Here is a 20,867-nt window from a genome sequence, read left to right as displayed (position 1 = left end):
CCAATTCCGTGCCGGGAAGTATCGCGAGGCTCAGTGTGTAATGGGTGGCGTCATGGCCCCCGAGCCCCCGCTCCTCAATCGCCGGAGGGGCTGGGTGGTGCGGCTCAGCTCGCCGGAGGGGCTGGGTGGTGCGGCCCGGCGCGGAGCGCGCCCCCCACTCGTTCAGTTCAGCATCGCCCGCGCCGCCCGCGCCCTCCCCCTGATCGCCTCCGCGGCCAGCGGCTCCACCGCGCTCACCACCTCCGCGTACGCCTCCAGCTCCGCCGCCCCCGCCAGGAACTCCCCGCGCTGGACCAGCAGCTGCGCCCGCTCGAAGCGCAGCCGCGCCGGGTGCGAGGGCAGCAGCAGCGACAGCTCCACCGCCCACAGCGCCACCGCCGACTGCTCGGGGCGGGCCGCCGCCCAGGCGCGGATGTTGTTCAGGATGCGCACCACCACGTCCAGCGTCGACGCGGGCGCCAGCATCGACGGATCGAGCGGCACCCCCGTCGCCCCCACCACCAGCAGCTCCGTCTCCTCCCCGGTCAGCGGCGCGCCCCCGGCGAAGGGATCTGCCAGAACCCGCTCGGCGGGCGTGTCCGGGTCGCCGAAACCGACCACGAAGTGCCCGGGCAGCGCCACCCCGTACACCGGTGCGCCCGCCCGTCGCGCCACCTCGATCCAGAGCACCGAGAGCAGGATGGGCAGCCCGCGCCGCCGCCTCAGCACCTCGTGCAGCAGCGAGGACTCCAGCCGCTGGTAGTCCCCGGGGACGCCCCGGAACCCGCACCGCTCACCCAGCAGCCCCGCCAGCGCCCGCGCCCAGGCGCCCGGGCTCTTCGCCCCGTACGGCAGCAGACCGGCCAGCCGGTCGAGTTCGATCTGGGCGGCGTCCATCCCCGCCTCGTCCAGGGTGCGATCGCCCACCGCGCCCAGCAGAAGGCAGAGCAGGGCGAGATCGGGGTGCTCCGAGCGCGCCTCCTCGGCGAACCGGTCCCGGTACCCGTACCCGTGTCCGCCGGAATCGGGTACATCGGCTGAATCGTCGCGCATACGCCTACACCGGCCGGAAGTGGTGGTAGCTGTGGTGGGTCTCGAAACCCATCCCCTGGTACAGCGCGCGCGCCGCCTCATTGTCCGACTCCACCTGGAGCCAGGCGGCCGACGCGCCCTCCGCCAGCGCCCGCCGGGCGAGCGTCGTCATCACGGCCCGGGCGAGCCCCTGCCGACGGTGGGCCGGATCGACCTCCACCGCCATGAACCCCGCCCACCGGCCGTCGACCACGCACCGCCCGATCGCCGCCGGCACCTCCCCGGGCCCCGCCACCGAGGCGAACCACACGGACGGCCCACTGCCCAGCACCTTCAGCACATGCGCGCCCGCCACGCCGGAGCGCTGGTAGCGCCGCAGCCACGCCTCGTCGAAGGAGCGCGCCAGGGCCACCCGCTCCACCTCCGCGTCCAGATCGGCGACGGGGGCGAGCCCTCCGATCCGTACGTCCGCCGAGACCTCGCGCCGCCAGCCCCGCGCCTCAAGGCCGGCGCAGAGGGTCTCCTGGGTGCCCGCGGCGCCCGTCGCCGCCTGGACGTACGGGGGCAGCTCCCGGGCCGCGTACCAGGCGCCCACCCGGGCGAGCGCCTCGTCGAGCGGCAGCCCGGGGTCGCCGGCGGGCAGCACCGAGTTCGCCCGACGGGTGAATCCGCCGGCGGCCCGCAGCTCCCACTCCCCGAGCCGTTCGCTCTCCACCGGCTGCCACGCCCGCGCCGTCACCCGGCTCAGCTCGGTGAAGTCGGTCGCCGGACCCCTCCGGCGCGCGGGCGCCGCGGGCACCACCTTGCCCGCGACGACCGTCTCCTCGGGGACCCCCACGCTCTCGCCGCCGCGCTGTGTGATCAGCAGCACACCATTGTCCCAGGATGTGAGAACCCCGATGGTGTCGGTGAACCGGCCACCCTCACCGGTGGGATCGACAAGACGTCGGATTGATACCCGTTTGCCTACGTCAAGGGGTGTAATACGGACTTCCAGCCGTCCGGCGCCGATGAATTCCACGGGTCTGCTGGCCCCTCCTGTTCGGATCGTCCTCAGGAACGGAGATACTAGGTGCGGGCATCGACGACGCCGCGCTCCCGCGCAATGCCAGCCCTACCGAGGAGGAACGACAGCGTGACCTACGTCATCGCGCAGCCTTGTGTCGACGTCAAGGACAAGGCGTGCATCGAGGAGTGCCCCGTCGACTGCATCTACGAGGGCTCCCGGTCCTTGTACATCCACCCGGACGAATGCGTCGACTGCGGGGCCTGTGAGCCGGTCTGCCCCGTCGAGGCGATCTTCTACGAGGACGACACCCCCGAGGAGTGGAAGGACTACTACAAGGCGAATGTGGAGTTCTTCGACGAGCTGGGTTCTCCCGGTGGGGCCTCCAAGCTCGGGCTGATCGAGCGGGACCACCCCTTCATCTCCTCCCTGCCGCCGCAGGCCTGACGGCCGGCGAGCCGGCCGGTCTCCGGTCCCCGTACGGTCGTCGTCGTCCGTGCGGGGCCGTGGCGTCCCCCCGTCCCGGCGGAGGGAGGGGCGCCCTCCCACGCGTACGAGAAAGAGAAAGTCTGTGTCCGCAGTCTCTTCGCGCCTGCCCGTCTTCCCCTGGGACAGACTGGAGCCCTACAAGGCGACGGCCGCGGCGCACGCCGACGGCATCGTGGATCTCTCCGTCGGCACTCCGGTGGACCCCGTCCCCGAGCTGATCCAGCGGGCCCTGACCGAGGCCGCCGACTCGCCGGGCTATCCCACGGTGTGGGGCACGGTCGCCCTGCGGGACGCGCTCACCGGCTGGGTGGAGCGCCGCCTCGGCGCCGTGGGCGCCGCGCACACCAACGTACTGCCGGTGGTCGGCTCCAAGGAGCTGGTGGCCTGGCTGCCGACCCAGCTGGGTCTGGGCGCCGGTGACCGGGTCGCCCACCCCCGGCTCGCGTACCCCACCTATGAGGTCGGCGCCCGGCTCTGCGGCGCCACTCCGGTGGTCTACGACGACCCCACCGAGCTGGACCCGGCGGGACTGAGGCTGCTCTGGCTCAATTCGCCGTCCAACCCCACCGGACGGGTGCTCTCCGGGGACGAGCTGGCCCGGACCGTCGCCTGGGCGCGCGAGCACGGTGTACTGATCTTCAGCGACGAGTGCTATCTCGAACTGGGCTGGGAGGCCGAGCCGGTCTCCGTGCTCCACCCGGATGTCTGCGGTGGGACGTACGAGGGTGTGGTCGCCGTCCACTCGCTCTCCAAGCGCTCCAACCTGGCGGGTTACCGCGCCGCGTTCCTCGCCGGTGACGCGGCGGTCCTGGGCGAGCTGCTCCAGATCCGCAAGCACGGCGGCATGATGAGCCCGGCGCCCGTCCAGGCGGCCATGGCCGCCGCCCTCGGCGACGACGCCCATGTCACCGTGCAGCGCGCCCGGTACGCGGCCCGCCGTGCCGCGCTCCGCTCCGCGCTGGAGGAGCACGGCTTCCGGATCGAGCACAGCGAGGCCAGCCTGTATCTGTGGGCCACGCGCGACGAGCCCTGCTGGGAGACCGTGGCGCACCTGGCCGAGCTGGGCATCCTGGTCGCGCCGGGGGACTTCTACGGCCGGGCGGGGGAGCGGTTCGTCCGGGTGGCGTTCACCGCCACCGACGAGCGTGTCGAGGCCGCGGTCAAGCGCCTCGGCGGCTGAGAGCGGCTCGGCGCGGGTCCGCCCGGCCGGTGCCGGCGGACAGATGAAAGGGCCCGGGAGCACGCGCTCCCGGGCCCTTCGCCGTGCGGCGGGGCGGTTCAGCCCAGCGGCAGCGGCAGCTCGCCGGGGAGGTCGCCGGGCAGGTCACCGGGGACGCCGCCGCCGGCCGCCGGGGCGGCACTGCTCGCGGTCTCGCCGAGGACACCGGCGGCCGAGCCCATGGTCTCGCCGGCGGCCTTCTGGGCGGCGGGCGCGACCGTGCCGCCCGCCTTGCCGACGGCCTTGCCCGCGGCGGGCACGGCCTGCTTGACGGCGTTGCCGCCGGTGTTGCCGGCCAGCTCGGAGGTGGTCGACGTGGCGGTGCCCGCGGTGCCCGCGAGTCCGGCGGTGTCGACCGACGACACCGCGCCGAGCGGGTTGGCCTGCTGGAGTTCCACGGCGCTTGCGGAGCCGGCCGCACCGACCACGGGGGCTGCGCCCGCCGCGATGAGCAGCGCGGCGCGGGCGATCCGACGGGTCAGGGGGAGGGACATGATGCTCCTTGAGGCGAGAAGGACAGGTGGGTGATCTCTGTCGTCCGGCGCCGGACCCGGTCCCGGAAGGCACCGGTCCGGGTGGCCGGACGCAGTGACAACCGCTGGGAGGGAGGGGGAAGTTGCGGTGCGGTGGGGTAAAGAGTTGGCAATGTGTCGCATTATCAGTCACTGGCGAAAAGGTGCATACCGTGTCTGACGGGGCAGGTGGGATGGGGCCTGCTGAATCGTCACTTCCCTGGGCCGCCAAGGGGTGCGGACAAAGGTCATATGGTCATCGGGAAAGGCCCGGCGCGGCATTGGAGTGACGGTGCCCGGACTCCCCTGGCGGGGGAACGCCCGGAACGGCGTGCGAACGGGATGAGGCGCGTGGGCCGCCGTCGCTCGGCGCGAAACGGGGGTGCGCGGGCCGCTGCCGTGCGCTGTGGGACCGGGGTGCGCGGGGCGTCGCCGTTCGGCGCGGGACCAAGGCGCGCGGGCCGTCGCCCTTCAGGTCGGGACCAAGGCGCGCGGGCCGTCGCCCTTCGGGTCGGGGCGCTCGGCGGCCGGCCCGGTGGGGTGGCGTGCGGTCGGGGCCGGTCAGTCCGGTGGGGTGGCGTGCGGTCGGGGCCGGTCAGTCCGGTGGGGTGGCGTGCGGTCGGGGCCCGTCAGCCCCGTGGGGTGGCGTGCGGGCGGGGCCCGTCAGCCCCGTGGGCGGCGCGTGGCCGGGGCGAGGGATGCCGCCTCCGTTCAGTGCGCGACGAGGATGCGTACGGTGCCGTCGCCCGCGCCGCGCCCCGGAGCGGTGGTGCGCCAGCCGTCGCCCGCCCGTTCCGCGCTCCACACCCGGTCCCCGAGGCGGACTTCGCCGATCCCGAGCCCCTCCGCCCGGGCCACCGCCCAGTGCGCCAGCTCCCAGCCCCGCCGGGACGCGCCGCCGGAACCCCGCTCGCCGCCCGCCGGCCCCACCGGGACCGCGATCTCCCGCGCCTGCTGCGCCCCCGCGCGCCCCGGCCCGCCGGAGACCTTCGGCAGCAGCACGTGCGCGCCGAACGCCCGCTCCAGCTCCGCCCGCACCCGCGCCGGGTCACCGGCCTCGTCCCCACCGCCGCCTCCGCCGTCCCCGTCGCAGGTCAGTGCGGCGCCCGCGCGCCCGGTGAGCGCGGCGGCCAGCAGCGTCGCGTCCGGCTCGTGCTTCGCGTACGCCTGCGGGAAGCCGCTGCGCTGCACCCGTTGCGCGGCGACCGTCAGCGGGAGCCGGGACCAGCCGGGGACCTCGGCGAGCTGGTCGTAGAACTTCCCGGCGGAGTACACCGGGTCGAGAATCCGCTCCGGGCTGCCCCAGCCCTTGGAGGGCCGCTGCTGGAACAGGCCCAGCGAGTCCCGGTCCCCGTGCCGGATGTTCCGCAGCCCCGACTCCTGGAGGGCGGTCGCCAGCGCGATGGTCACCGCGCGCTCCGGCATGCCGCGGGTGGTGCCGACGGCGGAGACGGTCGCGGCGTTCGCGGCCATCTCGGTGCTCAGCCCGTAGGAGGGCCCGCCCGACGCCGCGCGGACCACGCACCGGGGAGCGCCGCGATCCGTCAGATGCTGCGCCACGACATAGCCGACCAGGGCCAGCAGCACGGCGAACCCGGCCGTGAAACGGGTGAGGCGACCGCGCCGGACGGGAGAGACGTGCTTGGACACAGACCCACGGTACTAGCGGTACTAGGGGTTCCGCTTCGGGGCGCCGGCTCGGTGCGCCCGCCGTGCCGCGGCCCCCCGCCACGGCCCGGGGCCGCCGTTCCGCAGGTCCGGACCGCCGTTCCGCAGGTCCGGCCGGTGTCCGGGGCCGGTGCCCCGCGGCCCCCGGGAGCGGCCCCGGGGCCCGGCGCCCGGCCCCGGCGCCCGCGCTAGGGTCGTTGCCATGCCCGACACCGCCCTTGATCTCACCGCCGACGGCCCCTCGCTCACCGCGGCCCTGGTCGACTTCCCCTCCGTCAGCGGCCAGGAGAAGCCGCTCGCGGACGCGATCGAAGCGGCCCTGCGCGCCCTGCCCCACCTCACGGTCGACCGGTACGGCAACAACGTGGTCGCCCGCACCCGGCTCGGCCGGTCCGAGCGGGTCGTCCTCGCCGGCCACATCGACACCGTCCCGATCGCCGGCAACGTCCCCTCCCGGCTCGACGCGAACGGGGTGCTCTGGGGCTGCGGCACCAGCGACATGAAGTCCGGCGTCGCCGTCCAGTTGCGCATCGCGGCCACGGTCCCCGAGCCCAACCGCGATCTCACCTTCGTCTTCTACGACAACGAGGAGGTCGCCGCCCACCTCAACGGCCTCGGCCATGTCGCCGAGGCCCACCCCGAGTGGCTGGAGGGTGATTTCGCGGTCCTCCTCGAACCCTCCGACGCCGAGGTCGAGGGCGGCTGCCAGGGCACCCTGCGAGTCCATCTGCGGCTGACGGGGGAACGCGCGCACTCCGCCAGGAGCTGGATGGGGTCCAACGCGATCCACGCCGCCGCCCCGGTCCTGGCCCGGCTCGCCGCGTACGAGCCGAGGCGTCCGCTGATCGACGGCCTGGAGTACCACGAGGGCCTCAACGCCGTACGGATCGAGGGAGGCGTGGCCAACAACGTCATCCCCGACGCCTGCGCGGTCGTCGTCAACTACCGCTACGCGCCGGACCGGAGCGAGGCCGAGGCGATCGCCCATGTCCGGGAGGTCTTCGACGGCTGCGGGGTCGCCGAGTTCGTGGTGGACGACCACTCGCCCGGCGCGCTGCCCGGTCTCTCGCACCCGGCCGCCGCGGCCTTCATGAAGGCCGTCGGCGGCAGTGCCCGGCCCAAGTTCGGCTGGACGGATGTCTCCCGCTTCAGCGCGCTGGGCGTACCCGCCGTGAACTACGGCCCCGGTGACGCGCTGTACGCGCACAAGCGGGACGAGCATGTCGCCGTGGAGAAGGTCACGCACTGTGAGAATCGACTGCGGGAGTGGCTGACGTCCTGAGTTTTCCTTCTTGTCGCCTTCGCGGACCCTCGCGGATCTACCCTGGGACCAGCAAAGATGTTCGGCGGAGGGAGCAGGTCATGGGCAACCCCGAGGGTGCGCGGTCGTTCGAGGAGCGGAGGCAGGGTCCGGTGTTGCGCCGCAGGGAGCAGGTCCAGCCCGGGACCACCGATCAGCGGCTGCTCGACACCGAGGGCGACTCCGAGTGGGTGCACACCGATCCCTGGCGGGTCATGCGCATCCAGTCGGAGTTCGTGGAGGGCTTCGGCGCGCTCGCCGAACTGCCCAGCGCCATCAGCGTCTTCGGCTCCGCCCGCACCCCGGCCGGCACTCCCGAGTACGAGGCGGGCATCAGGATCGGCAAGGCGCTGGTGGACGCGGGCTTCGCGGTGATCACGGGCGGCGGCCCGGGCGCGATGGAGGCGGCGAACCGGGGCGCCCGGGAGGCCAAGGGCATCTCGGTGGGCCTGGGCATCGAGCTGCCGTTCGAGCAGGGCCTGAACCAGCATGTCGACATCGGGGTGAACTTCCGCTACTTCTTCGTCCGCAAGACGATGTTCGTGAAGTACGCCTCCGGGTTCGTGGTCCTCCCCGGTGGCCTGGGGACCCTGGACGAGCTGTTCGAGGCGCTGACCCTGGTCCAGACCGGCAAGGTGACCAGATTCCCGATCGTGCTCTTCGGTACGGAGTACTGGAGCGGCCTGGTCGACTGGCTGCGGGACACGGTGGTGGCCCAGGGGAAGGCGTCGGAGCGGGATCTGCTGCTCTTCCACGTCACGGACGACGTGGACGAGGCGGTCTCCCTGGTGACCAAGGAGACGGGCCTCTAGGCCGTCTCTCCCGGCCCGCTCGTGCCCCGGCCGCTCCCGCCCCGGGCGACCGGGGGCGGGAGCCGCACGGCCGGGCCGGGGCGCGCCGCGCGGCCGGGTCAGGCCAGGCCCCGGCGGGCCACCGACGGCTCGCGGTGGCCGGCGATGGCGGCCACCATGTCCAGCACCTGACGGGTCTCCGCCACCTCGTGCACCCGGTAGACCCGGGCCCCCAGCCACGCCGACACCGCCGTCGTCGCCAGTGTCCCGATCACCCGCTCCTTCACCGGCCGGTCCAGCGTCTCCCCGACGAAGTCCTTGTTCGACAGTGAGACCAGCACCGGCCACCCCGTCTCCACCATCTCCCCGAGGCGCCGGGTGGCCTCCAGCGAGTGCCGGGTGTTCTTGCCGAAGTCATGACCGGGGTCGATCATGATCCCGTCCCGGCGCACCCCCAGCTCCACCGCCCGCTCGGCCAGCCCCAGCGTCACCCGCAGGATGTCCGCCACCACGTCCTCGTACGCCACCCGGTGCGGACGGGTCCGCGGCTCGGCCCCGCCCGCGTGGGTGCACACCAGACCCGCGCCGTACCGCGCTGCGACCTCGGCGAGCCGGGGGTCCACCCCGCCCCACGCGTCGTTGAGCAGATCGGCGCCCGCCTCGCAGACCGCCTCGCCCACGTCATGGCGCCAGGTGTCCACACTGATCACCACATCCGGGAAGCGTCTGCGCACCTCGGCCACGAAGCCGACCGTGCGCCGCGCCTCCTCCGCCGCCGTGACCTCCTCCCCGGGACCGGCCTTGACCCCGCCGATGTCGATGATGGCGGCGCCCTCCGCCACCGCCCGCTCGACCCGCGCCAGCGCCGGCTCGTCGTGGAAGGTCGCGCCCTGGTCGTAGAACGAGTCGGGCGTCCGGTTCACGATGGCCATGATCACCGGCTCGCGCGGATCGAATTCACGCTGTCCCAGCCGCAGCATCAGCGGTTTTCCTCCTCAGGTCGTCCGGCTGAGACCCTAACTGTCACACCGGCGTGGCACGATCAGGCGGGAGAGTATCCGTCCGGCGCTCGCCGGAAGCCGGGGAGAGGGTCGTTCGGTGTTCTTGTTCTTGCTGATCACGATGGTCGTGGTCGTCGGAGCGGTCACGCTCGCCGTGGTCGGCGGCGGCGACGGCGCCGCCCTGCCCGAGGCCGGTCCCGACCGGGTGATCGACCCGCTGCCGGTGAACCGGCCGGTGGGCCGGGCCGATGTCGAGGCGGTGCGGCTGCCGGTGACCGTGCGCGGCTACCGCATGGCGGAGGTGGACGATGTGCTCGGCCGCCTCGGCGCCGAACTGGCCGAGCGGGACGCCAGGATCGCGGAGCTGGAGTCCGCGCTCGCCGGTGCCCAGGCCACCGCCGTGGGCGGGCCGGAGCTGTTCACCGAGCCGGGCGAGGAGCCCGGCCGATGAGCGGGGGCGGCACCGTCGCGGGTCCGGACGGGAAGCGGCGTTGCCCCTGGGGTCTGTCCACGGAGGAGTACATCGCCTACCACGACAAGGAGTGGGGCCGCCCGGTCCACGGCGACGAGGCGCTCTTCGAGCGGCTCTGTCTGGAGGCGTTCCAGTCCGGTCTCTCCTGGATCACGATCCTCCGGCGGCGGGAGGGCTTCCGCCGCGCCTTCGACGGGTTCAGGATCGCCTCGGTGGCGGAGTTCGGCGAGGCCGACCGGGAGCGGCTCCTCGCCGACGAGGGCATCATCCGCAACCGCGCCAAGGTCGACGCCACCATCGCCAACGCCCGGGTGCTCCTCGACTGGGCCCCCGGCGAGCTGGACTCCCTCATCTGGTCGTACGCACCCGACCCGGCCGGGCGGCCGGTGCCGCGGACCGTCTCCGACGTGCCCGCGGTCACCGACGAGTCGACGGCCTTGGCGAAGGAGCTCAAGAAGAAGGGCCTGCGCTTCGTCGGCCCCACGACCGCCTATGCCCTGATGCAGGCGTGCGGCCTGGTCGACGACCACCTGGAGGGCTGTACGGCGCGGGGCGCGGCAGCGGCCCGCTGACGACCCGCCCGGGCCCCGCTCCCGCCGGGCCGGGCAGCCGGCCCGCCTCCCGTGCCGGGCTTCCCGTGCCGGCCCGCCCGCCGCGCCGGAGCGTCAGCGGCTCACCGGCCCTGGTAGACCGGCTTCTCCTTCGCGACGAACGCCCGCACCGCGCGGGCGTGGTCCTCGGACCCGCCGGCCCGCGCCTGGAGCTCCTCCTCCTTCGCCAGGCTCTCGCCGAGCGAGTGCTCGGCGCCGAAGGCGAGGGACTCCTTGATCGCCGCGTACGCCACGGTCGGTCCCCCGGCGAGGGCACGGGCCACGGCGGCGGCCTCCCCGGCCAGCTCGGCGGCCGGCACCACCCTGTTCGCGATCCCCCAGGCGTACGCCTCTTCGGCGGAGAAGGAGCGCGGGAAGAGCAGCAGATCCGCGGCCCGGCTCCGCCCGACCAGCCGGGGCAGGGTCCAGGACACCCCGGAGTCGGCGGTCAGCGCGACCCCCGCGAAGGCGGTGGTGAAGCTCGCGGTGTCGGCGACCACCCGGTAGTCGGCGGCCAGGGCGAAGCCGAGGCCCGCGCCGGCCGCCACCCCGTTGACCCCGGCGACCACCGGCTTCGGCATCTCCGCCAGCGCCCGCACGATCGGGTTGTAGTGCTCACGCACCGTGTCCATGGTGGTCCGGGTGCCGGTCTCCCGGTCCCGCGCCAGCAGCGCGATGTGCTCCTTGAGGTCCTGCCCCACGCAGAAGGCGCGCCCGGTGGCGGTGAGCAGTACGGCGCGTACGGCGGAATCCTCGCCCGCCGACCGCGCGGCGTCCCTGAGGGCGGCCTTGGTCTCGATGTTCAGCGCGTTCATCGCGTCGGGCCGGTTGATCGTGATCGTCGCGAGTCCGTCACGCACCTCGTACAGCACGGAGTCGGCCATCTCAGCTCTCCTTCGCGGCTCAGCGGTGGTCTCCGGGCCCAGCATGGCGGAGATCGCCGGCCCCGGGCATGTGACCTGCGTCTAACCGGGAGGGTCGCGGAAGGGCCCAGGGGACCGTGGCGGGCGGCGAAGTATCGCAGCCGGATCGCCGAATTGAGTGGTTTTGCGAGAGCGCGTGTCCTAAGCGATGCCGACTGATGTTGGTCATCGGGTCCCGCGATGCGGGATAATGACCTGGAAGCAATGTGTTCGATGCCGGGACGCGTGCCTATTCAAGGCCGTCGGCTGACGATGAGCTGGTTTCAGGAAGGGGAACGAGCATGGCGGCCATGAAGCCGCGGACGGGCGATGGCCCGCTCGAGGTGACCAAGGAGGGGCGGGGCATCGTCATGCGCGTTCCGCTCGAAGGCGGCGGTCGGCTTGTCGTCGAGCTGACTCCGGACGAAGCGGAAATGCTGGGCGATGCCCTGAAGAAGGTCGTCGGCTGACGCGCGCGCAGCGCCACAGTCCTCCGCCCCGGCACCTCTGAGGTGCCGGGGCGGCCTGTTTCCCGGGATCTGTCCCTGTCGGCCCCGGAGAGGGGCAAAGGCGCGGAAGCGCGGCAGGCCGGGGCCGACAGGGACGGACCGGCCGGTCAGCCGAGGCGGACCGCGCAGAGCAGCCCGTCACCCACCGGCAGCAGCGAGGGCAGCAGCTCCTGGCTCTCCCGCACGGCGCGCAGCAGCTCCCGCAGCTTGAGCACCTCCACCGGCTGGGCCGCGGAGTCGACCGTGCGGCCCCGGGCGAAGACTCCCTCGAAGCAGACGAGACCGCCGGGCCGGAGCAGCCGCAACGATTCCGCGAGGCACTCCAGCGACTCCGTCCGGTCGCCGTCGCAGAAGACGAGGTCGTATCCGCCGTCCGCGAGGCGCGGCAGTACGTCGAGGGCGCGCCCGGGGATGAAACGCGCCCGGTTCCCCGCGAAGCCCGCCGCGCGGAACGCCTGCTTGGCGAACTGCTGGCGCTCCGGCTCCGGGTCCACCGTGGTGAGCACCCCGTCCGGCCGCATGCCCTGGAGCAGATAGATGCCGGAGACGCCGGTACCCGTTCCGATCTCCGCCACCGCCTTCGCGTCGGCGGTGGCCGCCAGCAGTCGCAGCGCGGCGCCGGTGCCTGGCGACACCGAGGGGAGCCCTGACTCCCGGGCCCGCTCACGGGCCCAGTGCAGCGCGTCGTCCTCGGCGACAAAGGCGTCGGCGAACGCCCAGCTTGTCTGCCGGTTTGCGGTAATGGGCCTCTCCTGTCCCCGTAGTTGAACGCGACGTTGACTGTATCCGCTGCCCCCGGGAACCCGCAGATGGGACCGTGCGTTGTACGGCACAGGGGGGAGCGATGAAGCAGAGCGGGAAGCAGCACCCAAATTCGCGTAAAGATTCTTATCCGGAGCTAACGGGCGAGGTGGCTATGGTAGGGGCTCCGCTGGACACCACCAGAGCCGATAGGGGAGGTGCGGCTGCACCTGCGGATCGTAAGGGAGTGCTGAGGCGCTTCCTCAGGTCACCGGGTGAGCCGAAATCCGTGACCAACATTGCTGACCGTTCTCGCACCACCGACTCCGCGGCAACCGCGACCTTCGCATCGGATGCGGAATCGCCGGCGTGGACCCCTCCCACCTGGGAGGAGATCGTCAGCACGCACAGCACCCGGGTCTACCGTCTCGCCTACCGCCTCACGGGAAACCAGCACGACGCCGAGGATCTGACGCAGGAAGTCTTCGTCCGGGTCTTCCGCTCGCTGTCGACCTACACCCCCGGCACCTTCGAGGGCTGGCTGCACCGCATCACCACCAACCTCTTCCTGGACATGGTCCGCCGGAAGCAGCGCATCCGTTTCGACGCGCTCGGTGACGACGCGGCCGAGCGGCTGCCCAGCCGTGAGCCCTCCCCCCAGCAGGTCTTCAACGACACCCACTTCGACGCCGATGTCCAGCACGCGCTGGACACCCTCGCGCCCGAGTTCCGGGCCGCCGTCGTCCTCTGTGACATCGAGGGCCTGTCGTACGAGGAGATCGCCGCGACCCTGGGCGTCAAGCTCGGCACGGTCCGCAGCAGGATTCACCGCGGCCGGTCGCATCTGCGCAAGGCCCTCAAGCACCGTTCCCCCGAGGCTCGCGCCGAGCAGCGCACCCTGGCAGGAGTGGTGGGATTGGCAGGGGAGGGCGGACCCGCGTGAGTGGCTTCAGCCCCACCCCCGCCGAACAGCACCTGGGGGACCGACTCGCCGCCCTGGTCGACGGCGAGCTGAAACACGATGCCAGGGACCGGGTGCTGGCCCATCTGGCGACCTGCTCCAAGTGCAAGGCCGAGGCCGACGCCCAGCGCAGGCTGAAGGACGTCTTCGCCCGTTCGGCGCCCCCGTCGCCGTCCGAGGGGCTGCTCGCGCGGCTCCAGGGGCTGCCCGCGGGCCCCGGCGGCGACAGCGGCCGGGGCGGCCCCTTCGACGGGGGCCGTGTCATCGATTCGGTTTTCGGCGGGGTGAGGCCCCCGTCGGAAAGACCCGGCGACCCCCACCCGGAGACCTTCGGCTACGTCCCCGGGGGGCACACCCGCGCCCCGGCGCTGCCCAGCCGCTCCGGTGGCTTCCGCATTCATGAGGTGGGGCGCCAGGAGGCCGAGCGCTCGCCCTGGCGGGGCCGCCGATTCGCCTTCGCCGCCGCGAGCGCGGTCTCCCTGGCCGCCATCGCGCTCGGCGGCTCGCTGCCGCTGGACGCCCCGGCGCCCACCGCCCGGGGCACCGCCCCGGGGAACGCGGTCACTCCCATGCAGGCCCAGAGCAGCGGCGGGGCGACCGGCACCGGCAGCCCTCTCCCCACCACCACCTCCGGCGCCCGCGGCACCGACCACGAACGCCGCCGCGGCGCGGGCCAGGCACCCGCCCGGTCCGACGAGCGTGTCATCGGCCGTTCCGTGACCGGTCCGCTCACCCCGGGGAACCCGCTGGACCGCCCGCTGTTCCTCCAGGCGTCGTTCGGTGACCTCTTCGCCCCGTCACCGCTGATACGCCCGACGGGCCAGGCCATCCAGCTGATCACCACCCCCTCCGGCACCCCGCAGGCAACACCCGCCCCCACCCACCTCGTTGCCCCGGTGCCGCCCTCGCCGCCCCTGGCGTCCACCCGCTAGCCACCGCCGCCGCCCGGCCCCCTGCGCGGGGATTCGCAAACCTGGTTGAATCCTCGGAGGGGTGCCCGCGGGGGTGCCCCGGCGGACGGCAGGTTGCGGGGAGAGCATGGACGACGGGAAGCCCACCGGAGCGAAGGCGAAGTGGTGGAGCCGGCCCGGCGCGGAACACTCCGCGCCCGCGGCGCCCGAGGACCACCGGCCCGCGCCCGGGACACCGCCCGGCGGCAGGTCCGAGCCCGAGCACGGGTCCTCCGAGCACGGCGCCGGGCACCGGTCCGGGGCCGAGCCCGGGCACGAGCACCGGTCCGGGCACGAGCACCGGTCCGGGTCCGCCACGGAGGCGCCCGGCTCCACCGCGCCCGAACCCCTGTCCGTACCGGAGCAGACCCCCGCCACCGTGCCCGCCGGGGAGTCCGGGCACACCCCGGCCCCCGCCCCGCCCCCGCCGCTGCACGAGCCCGACCCCTACGGCACCCCGCCCTACGGCGGCCCCGGGCCCTGGGCGCCCGCCCCTCCCGTGCAGCGCCCCGTGCCCACCCCCGCGCCGGGCATCCCGGCCCCGCCCGCGCCCCCGGGGTACGGGGACGCGCGAGCACACCTCCCGGGCACCCCCGCCCCTCGGCAGCACCCCCTCCCGCCCGCGCACGGCCCGCACCCGGCGCCCGGAGCGGCCCACGGACACCCCCAGGACGCCCACACCCGGCCCCAGGAGTCCCAGTGGCTCCAGTACGACCCGTGGGGTGCCCCGGGGGCCGGAGCGCCGCTCACGGACCACGGGGAGCCTCCCCGCCGCCGGAGCAGACGGGGCCTGCTGCTGGTCGGCGGGGTGCTGCTGGCGCTCGTCGCGGGCGGCATCGGCGGCGGCATCGGCGGGTACATCGAGCGCAACGGCGGGATCACCGAGGTCGAACTCGACCAGGCCCCCCGGGAGAGCCGTGACCGCGCCCCCGACAGCGTCGCCGGGATCGCCGCCAGCGCCCTGCCGAGCGTGGTCACCCTCCATGTCAGCGGCGGCGGCGAGCAGGGCACCGGCACCGGCTTCGTCCTCGACCGGAAGGGCCACATCCTCACCAACAACCATGTCGTCGACCCGGCCGGCGCTGGCGGCGACATCTCCGTCACCTTCAGCGGCGGCGAGACCGCCGCCGCCACCCTCGTCGGCAAGGACAGCGGCTACGACCTCGCCGTCGTCAAGGTCCGCGCCGTCTCCGGCCTCACCCCGCTCCCGCTCGGGAACTCCGACAATGTGCGCGTCGGGGACCCCGTCGTCGCCATCGGCGCCCCCTTCGACCTCCAGAACACCGTGACCTCCGGCATCATCAGCGCCAAGGAGCGGCCCATCACCGCGGGCGGCGAGAAGGGCGACGGCAGCGACATCAGCTATGTCGACGCGCTCCAGACCGACGCCCCGATAAACCCCGGCAACTCCGGCGGCCCCCTGGTGGACACCAGGGCCCGGGTCATCGGCATCAACAGCGCGATCCGGGCCGCCGACACCGGCGGCGGCGCCGAGGCGGGCCAGTCCGGCTCCATCGGCCTGGGCTTCGCCATCCCCATCAACCAGGGCAAGCGCGTCGCCGAGGAGCTGATCAACACGGGCCGTGCCACCCACCCCGTCATCGGCGTCAGCCTCGACATGAAGTACAGCGGCGACGGCGCGCGCGTCGGCGAGAAGGGCAAGGACGGCACCCCGTCCGTCACCCCCGGCGGCCCCAGCGCCAAGGCCGGGGTGCGGCCCGGCGACGTCATCACCGAGGTCGACGGGCAGCGGGTGCACAGCGGTGAGGAGCTGATCGTGAAGATCCGCGCCCACCGCCCGGGCGACCGGCTGAAGCTGACCCTGCTGCGCGGCGGCGACGAGCGGACGATCACCCTGACGCTGGGCTCCGCGGGCGGTGGGGACTGAGCGGGCCGCCCCGGACCCGGGCCGGCGGGCGCCCGGTGGGCGGGCCGTCCGCGCCCGGACCGGGAGCCCCCACCGGCGCCGACACCGTCCGGCACGTGACTGACCGAAGACCGGCCGGGTACCGTGGATCGGGCGCTGAGCCCATTCGACCGTGCGAGCAGCCGAGAACACGAGGAGCGACAGGGTGTTCAATGACATAGGCGCACTGGAGCTGGTGACTCTGGTGGTGCTCGCCGTGCTGGTCTTCGGGCCCGACAAACTGCCGAAGGTCATCCAGGACGTCACCGGCTTCATCCGCAAGGTCCGGGACTTCTCCGACAACGCGAAGCAGGACATCCGCAGCGAGCTGGGTCCGGAGTTCAAGGACTTCGACTTCGAGGACCTCAACCCGAAGACCTTCCTCCGCAAGCAGCTCAACGAGAACGACGAGCTGCGGGAGCTGAAGGAGCTGGGCGGCTCCTTCGACCTCCGCAAGGAGATGAACGAGGTCGCCGACGCGGTGAACTCCCGGCACGCCCCGGACGCCGTCCCCGCCGCGGTCAACGGCTCCGCCGACACCCCCGACCTGCTCAAGAAGCGCGACCGGCCGCAGCCGGACGAGCGCCCGCCGTTCGACGCGGACGCCACCTGAGCCACCGCCCGGCGCACCCCAATGGCCGCCGCCCGAGCCGGGCGCACACGCCATCGCGCGCCGGTCAATCCATGTGAGCGGGGGACAGGTGGCTATTCTCTCCATCTGTCTGGACGCGAGGACGCCCGAGGGGGGCGGGTCCGCTCCGGACCCGGACACGAAGGAGGCGGCCGGCCAGATGGAGACGACCAGTCGGACAACGGCGGACCAGCGCGCACAGGCGGAGGCCGCCGCCCGGCGCCGCACGGCCGACGCGTACGCCCGCGCCTCCTTCCCCTGGTACGGCCTGGACGGGGCCTTCACCGGGCCCCGCTGGCTGATGCAGGTCGGCTCCGCCGCCGACGGGGTCGTCCAGCACGGCTCGATCGGTCACGGCGAGGAGCCGTCGATACGGTCCGAGGCCACGGCCGCCGAGAAGGAGCGGTTCGCGGTGGTGATCACCGTCGCCGCCAGCCCGGACCGCCACAGCGGTGACGGTACGGGGGTGCTGGACGCCACCACCGCCTCATCGGCCGCCTGGCTGGCCGGCTCGGGCCTGCTCGCCCACACCTGGCCCCCGCAGATGGACCACTCCCTGCGGGACGACTGGCTGGAGCAGCAGACCGAGACCGCCTTCGAACTGGCACACGACCTCGGCGGCTCGGAGTGGTCCACGCTGTCGCTGCCGGTCGACGGGGAGCCCACGCCCTTCCACTACCGCGAGTCCGAGTTCGGCTGGGTGCTGGCCGGGTCGTCCGCCGGCGGGGTGCACATCGGGGCGTACGGGCGGGGCATGAGCGCCTACGGGCTGGGCTTCTCGGCGCTGGAGGACCTCACTCCGTACCTCCGCTGAGACGGAGCCGGCCAAGACCCGCGCGGCCGGGCGGCCCCGGGGCCATGGCCCCGGGGCCCGGTCATGTCCCGCCCCGGGGCCCGGCCGCGGCTCCCGGCCGTGTCCCGGCGGCCCCGGGGCCCGGGTCACACGGCCTAGAACTTGTTCCGCGGGGTGATCCCGAGGCTCATCCCCGAAAGCCCCCGCTGCCGCCCGCCCAGCTTCCCCGCGATCGACCGCAGCGCCGAGCCCGCCGGCGACTCCGGGTCGCTGAGCACCACGGGCCTGCCGTCGTCCCCGCCCTCCCGCAGCCGGACGTCGATCGGGATCGAGCCCAGCACCGGCACATGCGCCCCGGTCGTCTTCGTCAGCCCCTCGGCGACCCGCTGGCCGCCGCCGGTGCCGAAGACATCGATCATCTCGTCGCAGTGCGGACAGGGCAGCCCCGACATGTTCTCGACCACACCGACGATCTTCTGGTGGGTCTGCACGGCGATCGAGCCCGCGCGCTCGGCGACCTCGGCCGCCGCCTGCTGCGGGGTGGTCACCACGAGGATCTCGGCGTTGGGCACCAGCTGCGCCACCGAGATCGCGATATCGCCGGTGCCGGGCGGCAGGTCGAGCAGCAGCACATCCAGATCGCCCCAGTACACATCGGCCAGGAACTGCTGGAGCGCGCGGTGCAGCATCGGGCCGCGCCACACCACCGGGGCGTTGCCCGGCGTGAACATCCCGATCGAGATGACCTTCACGCCGTGCGCCGAGGGCGGCATGATCATGTTCTCGACCTGGGTGGGGCGCCCGTCGGCGCCCAGCATCCGGGGTACGGAGTGGCCGTAGATGTCCGCGTCCACCACGCCGACCTTCAGGCCGTCGGCCGCCATCGCCGCCGCCAGGTTCACGGTGACGGACGACTTGCCGACCCCGCCCTTGCCGGAGGCCACGGCGTACACCCTGGTCAGCGAGGAGGGCTGGGCGAAGGGGACCTCCCGTTCGGCGGTGGTGCCGCGCAGCGAGGCCGCGAGGTCCTTGCGCTGCTCGTCGCTCATCACATCGAGGGTGACACCGACGCGGGTGACGCCCTCGACACGGGCCACCGCGTCCGTCACATTGCTGGTGATCGTCTCCCGCATGGGGCAGCCGGAGACGGTGAGGTACACCGTGACCGCGACCGCGCCGTCCGCTGCGATGTCCACCGATTTGACCATGCCGAGGTCGGTGATCGGTCGGTTGATCTCGGGGTCGTTCACCGTCGCCAGTGCCGCGAGCACCGCGTCTTCCGTAACCATACGACGATGGTACGGCGCCGACTCCCGCCGCCGGAAAGCCCGTCAGCGGTCGGCTTCGTCACTCCCCTGGCCGCGCTCGGGCGGGAGGGGCGCGCGGCGCTCCTCCATCTCGCGGACCAGGTCCTCCAGTTCCGAGCGAATCCAGTCCCGGGTCGCGACCTCGCCGAGGCCCATCCGCAGGGCCGCGATCTCCCGGGTCAGATACTCGGTGTCCGCGATCGACCGCTCGTTCTGCTTGCGGTCCTGCTCATGGGTGACCCGGTCCCGGTCGTCCTGCCGGTTCTGCGCCAGCAGGATCAGCGGGGCCGCGTACGAGGCCTGGAGGGAGAGCATCAGGGTCAGAAAGATGAACGGGTACTGGTCGAAGCGGAGATTCTCCGGCGCCGAGACATTCCACACCACCCACAGGATGATGATCAGGGTCATCCAGACGATGAACCGTCCGGTGCCCAGGAAGCGGGCGATCCGCTCGGAGAGGCGGCCGAACTCCTCCGGGTCGTACTCCGGCAGCAGCGTACGGCGCGGAGCGCGCGGCAGATCGAGACGTACGCGGGCACGCGGCGCCGCCGTCGCCCCCGACGGCATCCGCTCCCGCTGCCCCTCGCCGGGCCCGCCGTCCCCGCTACCCATGGCCGTACCCCTTCCCCGGGCCGCCCGGCCCTCGTGCCCCGGTCCTGCGCCCTCCGGTCCTGCGCCGCCCTCCGGTCCTGCGCCCTCCGGTCCTGCGCCGCCCTCCGGTCCTGCGCCCTCCGGGCGCGCGCCGGCCGGGTGCGCGCCCGACGCGGCGGGGCGCGGTGCCAGGGCTCGCGAGCCCGGCAAGATCCGGAAGAGACGGCCTAGCCATGCGCCGACTCCTCGAACTCCGTCTCACGCCAGTCGTCGGGCAGCAGATGGTCCAGCACGTCATCCACCGTGACCGCGCCCAGCAGCGCCCCGCTCTCGTCCACCACCGGCGCCGCGACCATGTTGTACGTGGCGAGATAGCTGGTCACCGCGCGCAGCGGGGTGTCCGGGGCCAGCGGCGGCAGATCGCTGTCGACCACCGAGCCGACCAGCGTGAACGGCGGATCGCGCAGCAGCCGCTGGAAGTGGACCGTGCCCAGGTACTTCCCCGTGGGCGTCTCGTCCGGCGGCCGGCACACATACACCTGGGCGGCGAGCGCGGGGGAGAGGTCCTGCTGGCGCACCCGCGCCAGCGCGTCCGCGACCGTCGCGTCCGGCCGCAGCACGATCGGCTCGGTGGTCATCAGACCGCCCGCCGTGCGCTCCTCGTACGACAGCAGCCGGCGCACATCGGCGGCGTCGTCCGGGCGCATCAGGGCGAGCAGCCGCTCCTTGTCGTCCTCGGGCAGCTCGGAGAGGAGGTCGGCCGCGTCGTCCGGGTCCATCGCCTCCAGCACATCGGCCGCGCGCTCCTCCTGGAGCTTGCCGATGATCTCCACCTGGTCGTCCTCCGGCAGCTCCTCCAGCACATCGGCGAGCCGGTCGTCGTCGAGGGCGGCGGCGACCTCGGCGCGCCGCTTGGGGCTGAGGTGGTGCAATGCGTTGGCCAGGTCCGCCGGGCGCAGCCGTTCGAAGGTGGCGACCAGGCTCTCCGCGCTCTGGGCGTCCTCCTCCAGCGAGAAGCCGGTGACGGCCGACCACTCCACGGTCAGGGTCTCCCCCTTGCGGCGCAGCGCCCCGCCCCGTCCCCGGCGGACGAAGACCTTGTCGATCTCCCAGTCGCGGCGGGCGGGCAGCCGCTGGATCGACACATCGAGGACGGTGGCCTCCTCGTCGCTGTCCACCAGCCGCACCCGCCGGTCGAGCAGCTCGCCGAGGACCAGCCGCTCGGTGGGGCGCTGCTCGAAGCGGCGGACGTTCAGCACCCCCGTCGTGATGACCTGGCCGGACTCGATACCGCTGACCCGGGTCATCGGGAGGAAGATCCGCCGGCGGCTGAGCACCTCCACCACCAGACCGAGCAGCCGGGGCGGGCGGCGGCCGACACGGAGCATCGCCACCAGATCGCGGACCCGGCCGACCTGATCGCCGCTGGGGTCGAAGACGGGGACCCCGGCGAGATGGGAGACGAAGACCCGGTGCGCGCTCGCGGCCATGCTTCCGCGCCTCCGCTCTCGTTCCGT

The 20,867-nt window shown here is 73.5% G+C and carries 22 protein-coding genes; 12 read left to right on the top strand and 10 right to left on the bottom strand.

What is annotated here, in order from left to right:
• Window positions 1-162: 162 nt before the first annotated feature.
• Window positions 163-1,032 carry a transglutaminase-like and tetratricopeptide repeat-containing protein gene (locus ABT122_RS15980; protein WP_351551367.1) on the bottom strand — a complete coding sequence of 290 codons (870 nt, stop codon included), beginning with the start codon at window positions 1,030-1,032 and terminating at the stop codon, window positions 163-165.
• A 4-nt stretch (window positions 1,033-1,036) separates the two neighbouring features.
• Window positions 1,037-2,032: a GNAT family N-acetyltransferase gene (locus ABT122_RS15975; RefSeq protein WP_351551364.1), complete on the bottom strand. Its 996-nt coding sequence runs from the start codon at window positions 2,030-2,032 to the stop codon at window positions 1,037-1,039.
• A gap of 114 nt (window positions 2,033-2,146) precedes the next feature.
• Here ABT122_RS15975 and fdxA point away from each other — a divergent pair, with 114 nt between their 5' ends.
• Window positions 2,147-2,464 carry a ferredoxin gene (fdxA, locus tag ABT122_RS15970; protein WP_351551361.1) on the top strand — a complete coding sequence of 106 codons (318 nt, stop codon included), beginning with the start codon at window positions 2,147-2,149 and terminating at the stop codon, window positions 2,462-2,464.
• Between the two features lie 124 nt (window positions 2,465-2,588).
• Complete coding sequence (gene dapC / locus ABT122_RS15965) at window positions 2,589-3,686, top strand: succinyldiaminopimelate transaminase (protein WP_351551358.1); 1,098 nt, start codon at window positions 2,589-2,591, stop codon at window positions 3,684-3,686.
• A gap of 98 nt (window positions 3,687-3,784) precedes the next feature.
• Here dapC and ABT122_RS15960 read toward each other — a convergent pair whose 3' ends face one another.
• Together ABT122_RS15960 and ABT122_RS15955 are read right to left on the bottom strand one after the other, a co-directional pair.
• Window positions 3,785-4,219 (bottom strand): ATP-binding protein, encoded by a 435-nt coding sequence (locus ABT122_RS15960; protein WP_351551355.1) that lies wholly within the window; start codon window positions 4,217-4,219, stop codon window positions 3,785-3,787.
• A gap of 729 nt (window positions 4,220-4,948) precedes the next feature.
• Window positions 4,949-5,887, bottom strand: a complete 939-nt coding sequence (locus ABT122_RS15955; protein ID WP_351551353.1) for a hypothetical protein — start codon at window positions 5,885-5,887, stop codon at window positions 4,949-4,951.
• A gap of 220 nt (window positions 5,888-6,107) precedes the next feature.
• Between ABT122_RS15955 and dapE the strand changes: the two genes are divergently transcribed.
• Both dapE and ABT122_RS15945 read left to right on the top strand, forming a co-directional pair.
• Entirely contained in the window at window positions 6,108-7,187 is a 1,080-nt protein-coding gene (dapE, locus tag ABT122_RS15950; protein WP_351551350.1) for a succinyl-diaminopimelate desuccinylase, read from the top strand.
• Between the two features lie 80 nt (window positions 7,188-7,267).
• Entirely contained in the window at window positions 7,268-8,017 is a 750-nt protein-coding gene (locus ABT122_RS15945) for an LOG family protein (protein WP_351551347.1), read from the top strand.
• A 98-nt stretch (window positions 8,018-8,115) separates the two neighbouring features.
• Here ABT122_RS15945 and folP read toward each other — a convergent pair whose 3' ends face one another.
• On the bottom strand, window positions 8,116-8,976 hold the full coding sequence (gene folP, locus ABT122_RS15940) for a dihydropteroate synthase (RefSeq protein WP_351551344.1): 861 nt from the start codon (window positions 8,974-8,976) through the stop codon (window positions 8,116-8,118).
• 118 nt (window positions 8,977-9,094) lie between these two features.
• Here folP and ABT122_RS15935 point away from each other — a divergent pair, with 118 nt between their 5' ends.
• On the top strand, window positions 9,095-9,448 hold the full coding sequence (locus ABT122_RS15935) for a DivIVA domain-containing protein (protein ID WP_351551341.1): 354 nt from the start codon (window positions 9,095-9,097) through the stop codon (window positions 9,446-9,448).
• Window positions 9,445-10,041 carry a DNA-3-methyladenine glycosylase I gene (locus ABT122_RS15930; RefSeq protein WP_351551338.1) on the top strand — a complete coding sequence of 199 codons (597 nt, stop codon included), beginning with the start codon at window positions 9,445-9,447 and terminating at the stop codon, window positions 10,039-10,041. The genes ABT122_RS15935 and ABT122_RS15930 overlap by 4 nt, the downstream gene beginning before the upstream one ends.
• Before the next feature lie 101 nt (window positions 10,042-10,142).
• Here the strand turns inward: ABT122_RS15930 and chcB are convergent, their stop codons facing one another.
• Window positions 10,143-10,943, bottom strand: a complete 801-nt coding sequence (gene chcB, locus ABT122_RS15925; RefSeq protein WP_351551335.1) for a 2-cyclohexenylcarbonyl CoA isomerase — start codon at window positions 10,941-10,943, stop codon at window positions 10,143-10,145.
• Between the two features lie 320 nt (window positions 10,944-11,263).
• Here chcB and ABT122_RS15920 point away from each other — a divergent pair, with 320 nt between their 5' ends.
• Window positions 11,264-11,431, top strand: coding sequence for a DUF3117 domain-containing protein (locus ABT122_RS15920; RefSeq protein ID WP_351551332.1), 168 nt, complete (start codon window positions 11,264-11,266; stop codon window positions 11,429-11,431).
• 146 nt (window positions 11,432-11,577) lie between these two features.
• Here ABT122_RS15920 and ABT122_RS15915 read toward each other — a convergent pair whose 3' ends face one another.
• On the bottom strand, window positions 11,578-12,279 hold the full coding sequence (locus ABT122_RS15915; protein ID WP_351551379.1) for an O-methyltransferase: 702 nt from the start codon (window positions 12,277-12,279) through the stop codon (window positions 11,578-11,580).
• Window positions 12,280-12,386: 107 nt separating this feature from the next.
• On the opposite strand from ABT122_RS15915, the gene sigE reads away from it, so the two are divergent.
• From sigE to ABT122_RS15890, 5 genes are all read left to right on the top strand, one after another.
• The gene (gene sigE, locus ABT122_RS15910; protein ID WP_351551329.1) at window positions 12,387-13,154 is read left to right on the top strand and encodes an RNA polymerase sigma factor SigE; all 768 of its coding nucleotides are present in this window, start codon (window positions 12,387-12,389) and stop codon (window positions 13,152-13,154) included.
• Complete coding sequence (locus ABT122_RS15905) at window positions 13,151-14,104, top strand: zf-HC2 domain-containing protein (RefSeq protein WP_351551327.1); 954 nt, start codon at window positions 13,151-13,153, stop codon at window positions 14,102-14,104. Before sigE ends, ABT122_RS15905 begins: the two co-directional genes overlap by 4 nt.
• Window positions 14,105-14,210: 106 nt before the next feature.
• Complete coding sequence (locus ABT122_RS15900) at window positions 14,211-16,010, top strand: trypsin-like peptidase domain-containing protein (protein WP_351551325.1); 1,800 nt, start codon at window positions 14,211-14,213, stop codon at window positions 16,008-16,010.
• Between the two features lie 184 nt (window positions 16,011-16,194).
• On the top strand, window positions 16,195-16,641 hold the full coding sequence (locus tag ABT122_RS15895) for a sec-independent translocase (protein WP_351551323.1): 447 nt from the start codon (window positions 16,195-16,197) through the stop codon (window positions 16,639-16,641).
• 178 nt (window positions 16,642-16,819) lie between these two features.
• Complete coding sequence (locus ABT122_RS15890) at window positions 16,820-17,473, top strand: hypothetical protein (RefSeq protein ID WP_351551320.1); 654 nt, start codon at window positions 16,820-16,822, stop codon at window positions 17,471-17,473.
• Window positions 17,474-17,607: 134 nt separating this feature from the next.
• On the opposite strand, the gene ABT122_RS15885 is transcribed toward ABT122_RS15890, so the two are convergent.
• From ABT122_RS15885 to ABT122_RS15875, 3 genes are all read right to left on the bottom strand, one after another.
• Window positions 17,608-18,741, bottom strand: coding sequence for an Mrp/NBP35 family ATP-binding protein (locus ABT122_RS15885; protein ID WP_351551318.1), 1,134 nt, complete (start codon window positions 18,739-18,741; stop codon window positions 17,608-17,610).
• Window positions 18,742-18,783: 42 nt separating this feature from the next.
• A complete protein-coding gene (locus tag ABT122_RS15880; RefSeq protein ID WP_351551316.1) occupies window positions 18,784-19,371 on the bottom strand; it encodes a DUF1003 domain-containing protein in 588 nt (195 codons plus the stop codon).
• A gap of 206 nt (window positions 19,372-19,577) precedes the next feature.
• Window positions 19,578-20,840 (bottom strand): magnesium transporter MgtE N-terminal domain-containing protein, encoded by a 1,263-nt coding sequence (locus ABT122_RS15875; RefSeq protein WP_351551314.1) that lies wholly within the window; start codon window positions 20,838-20,840, stop codon window positions 19,578-19,580.
• Window positions 20,841-20,867 lie beyond the last annotated feature (27 nt).

Source organism: Streptomyces sp. NPDC001985, from assembly GCF_040296845.1.
In the GTDB taxonomy this organism is placed as follows: Bacteria; Actinomycetota; Actinomycetes; order Streptomycetales; family Streptomycetaceae; genus Streptomyces.
Note: the sequence above shows the minus strand (reverse complement) of the source record. Positions and strands in the feature narration are given on the sequence as shown.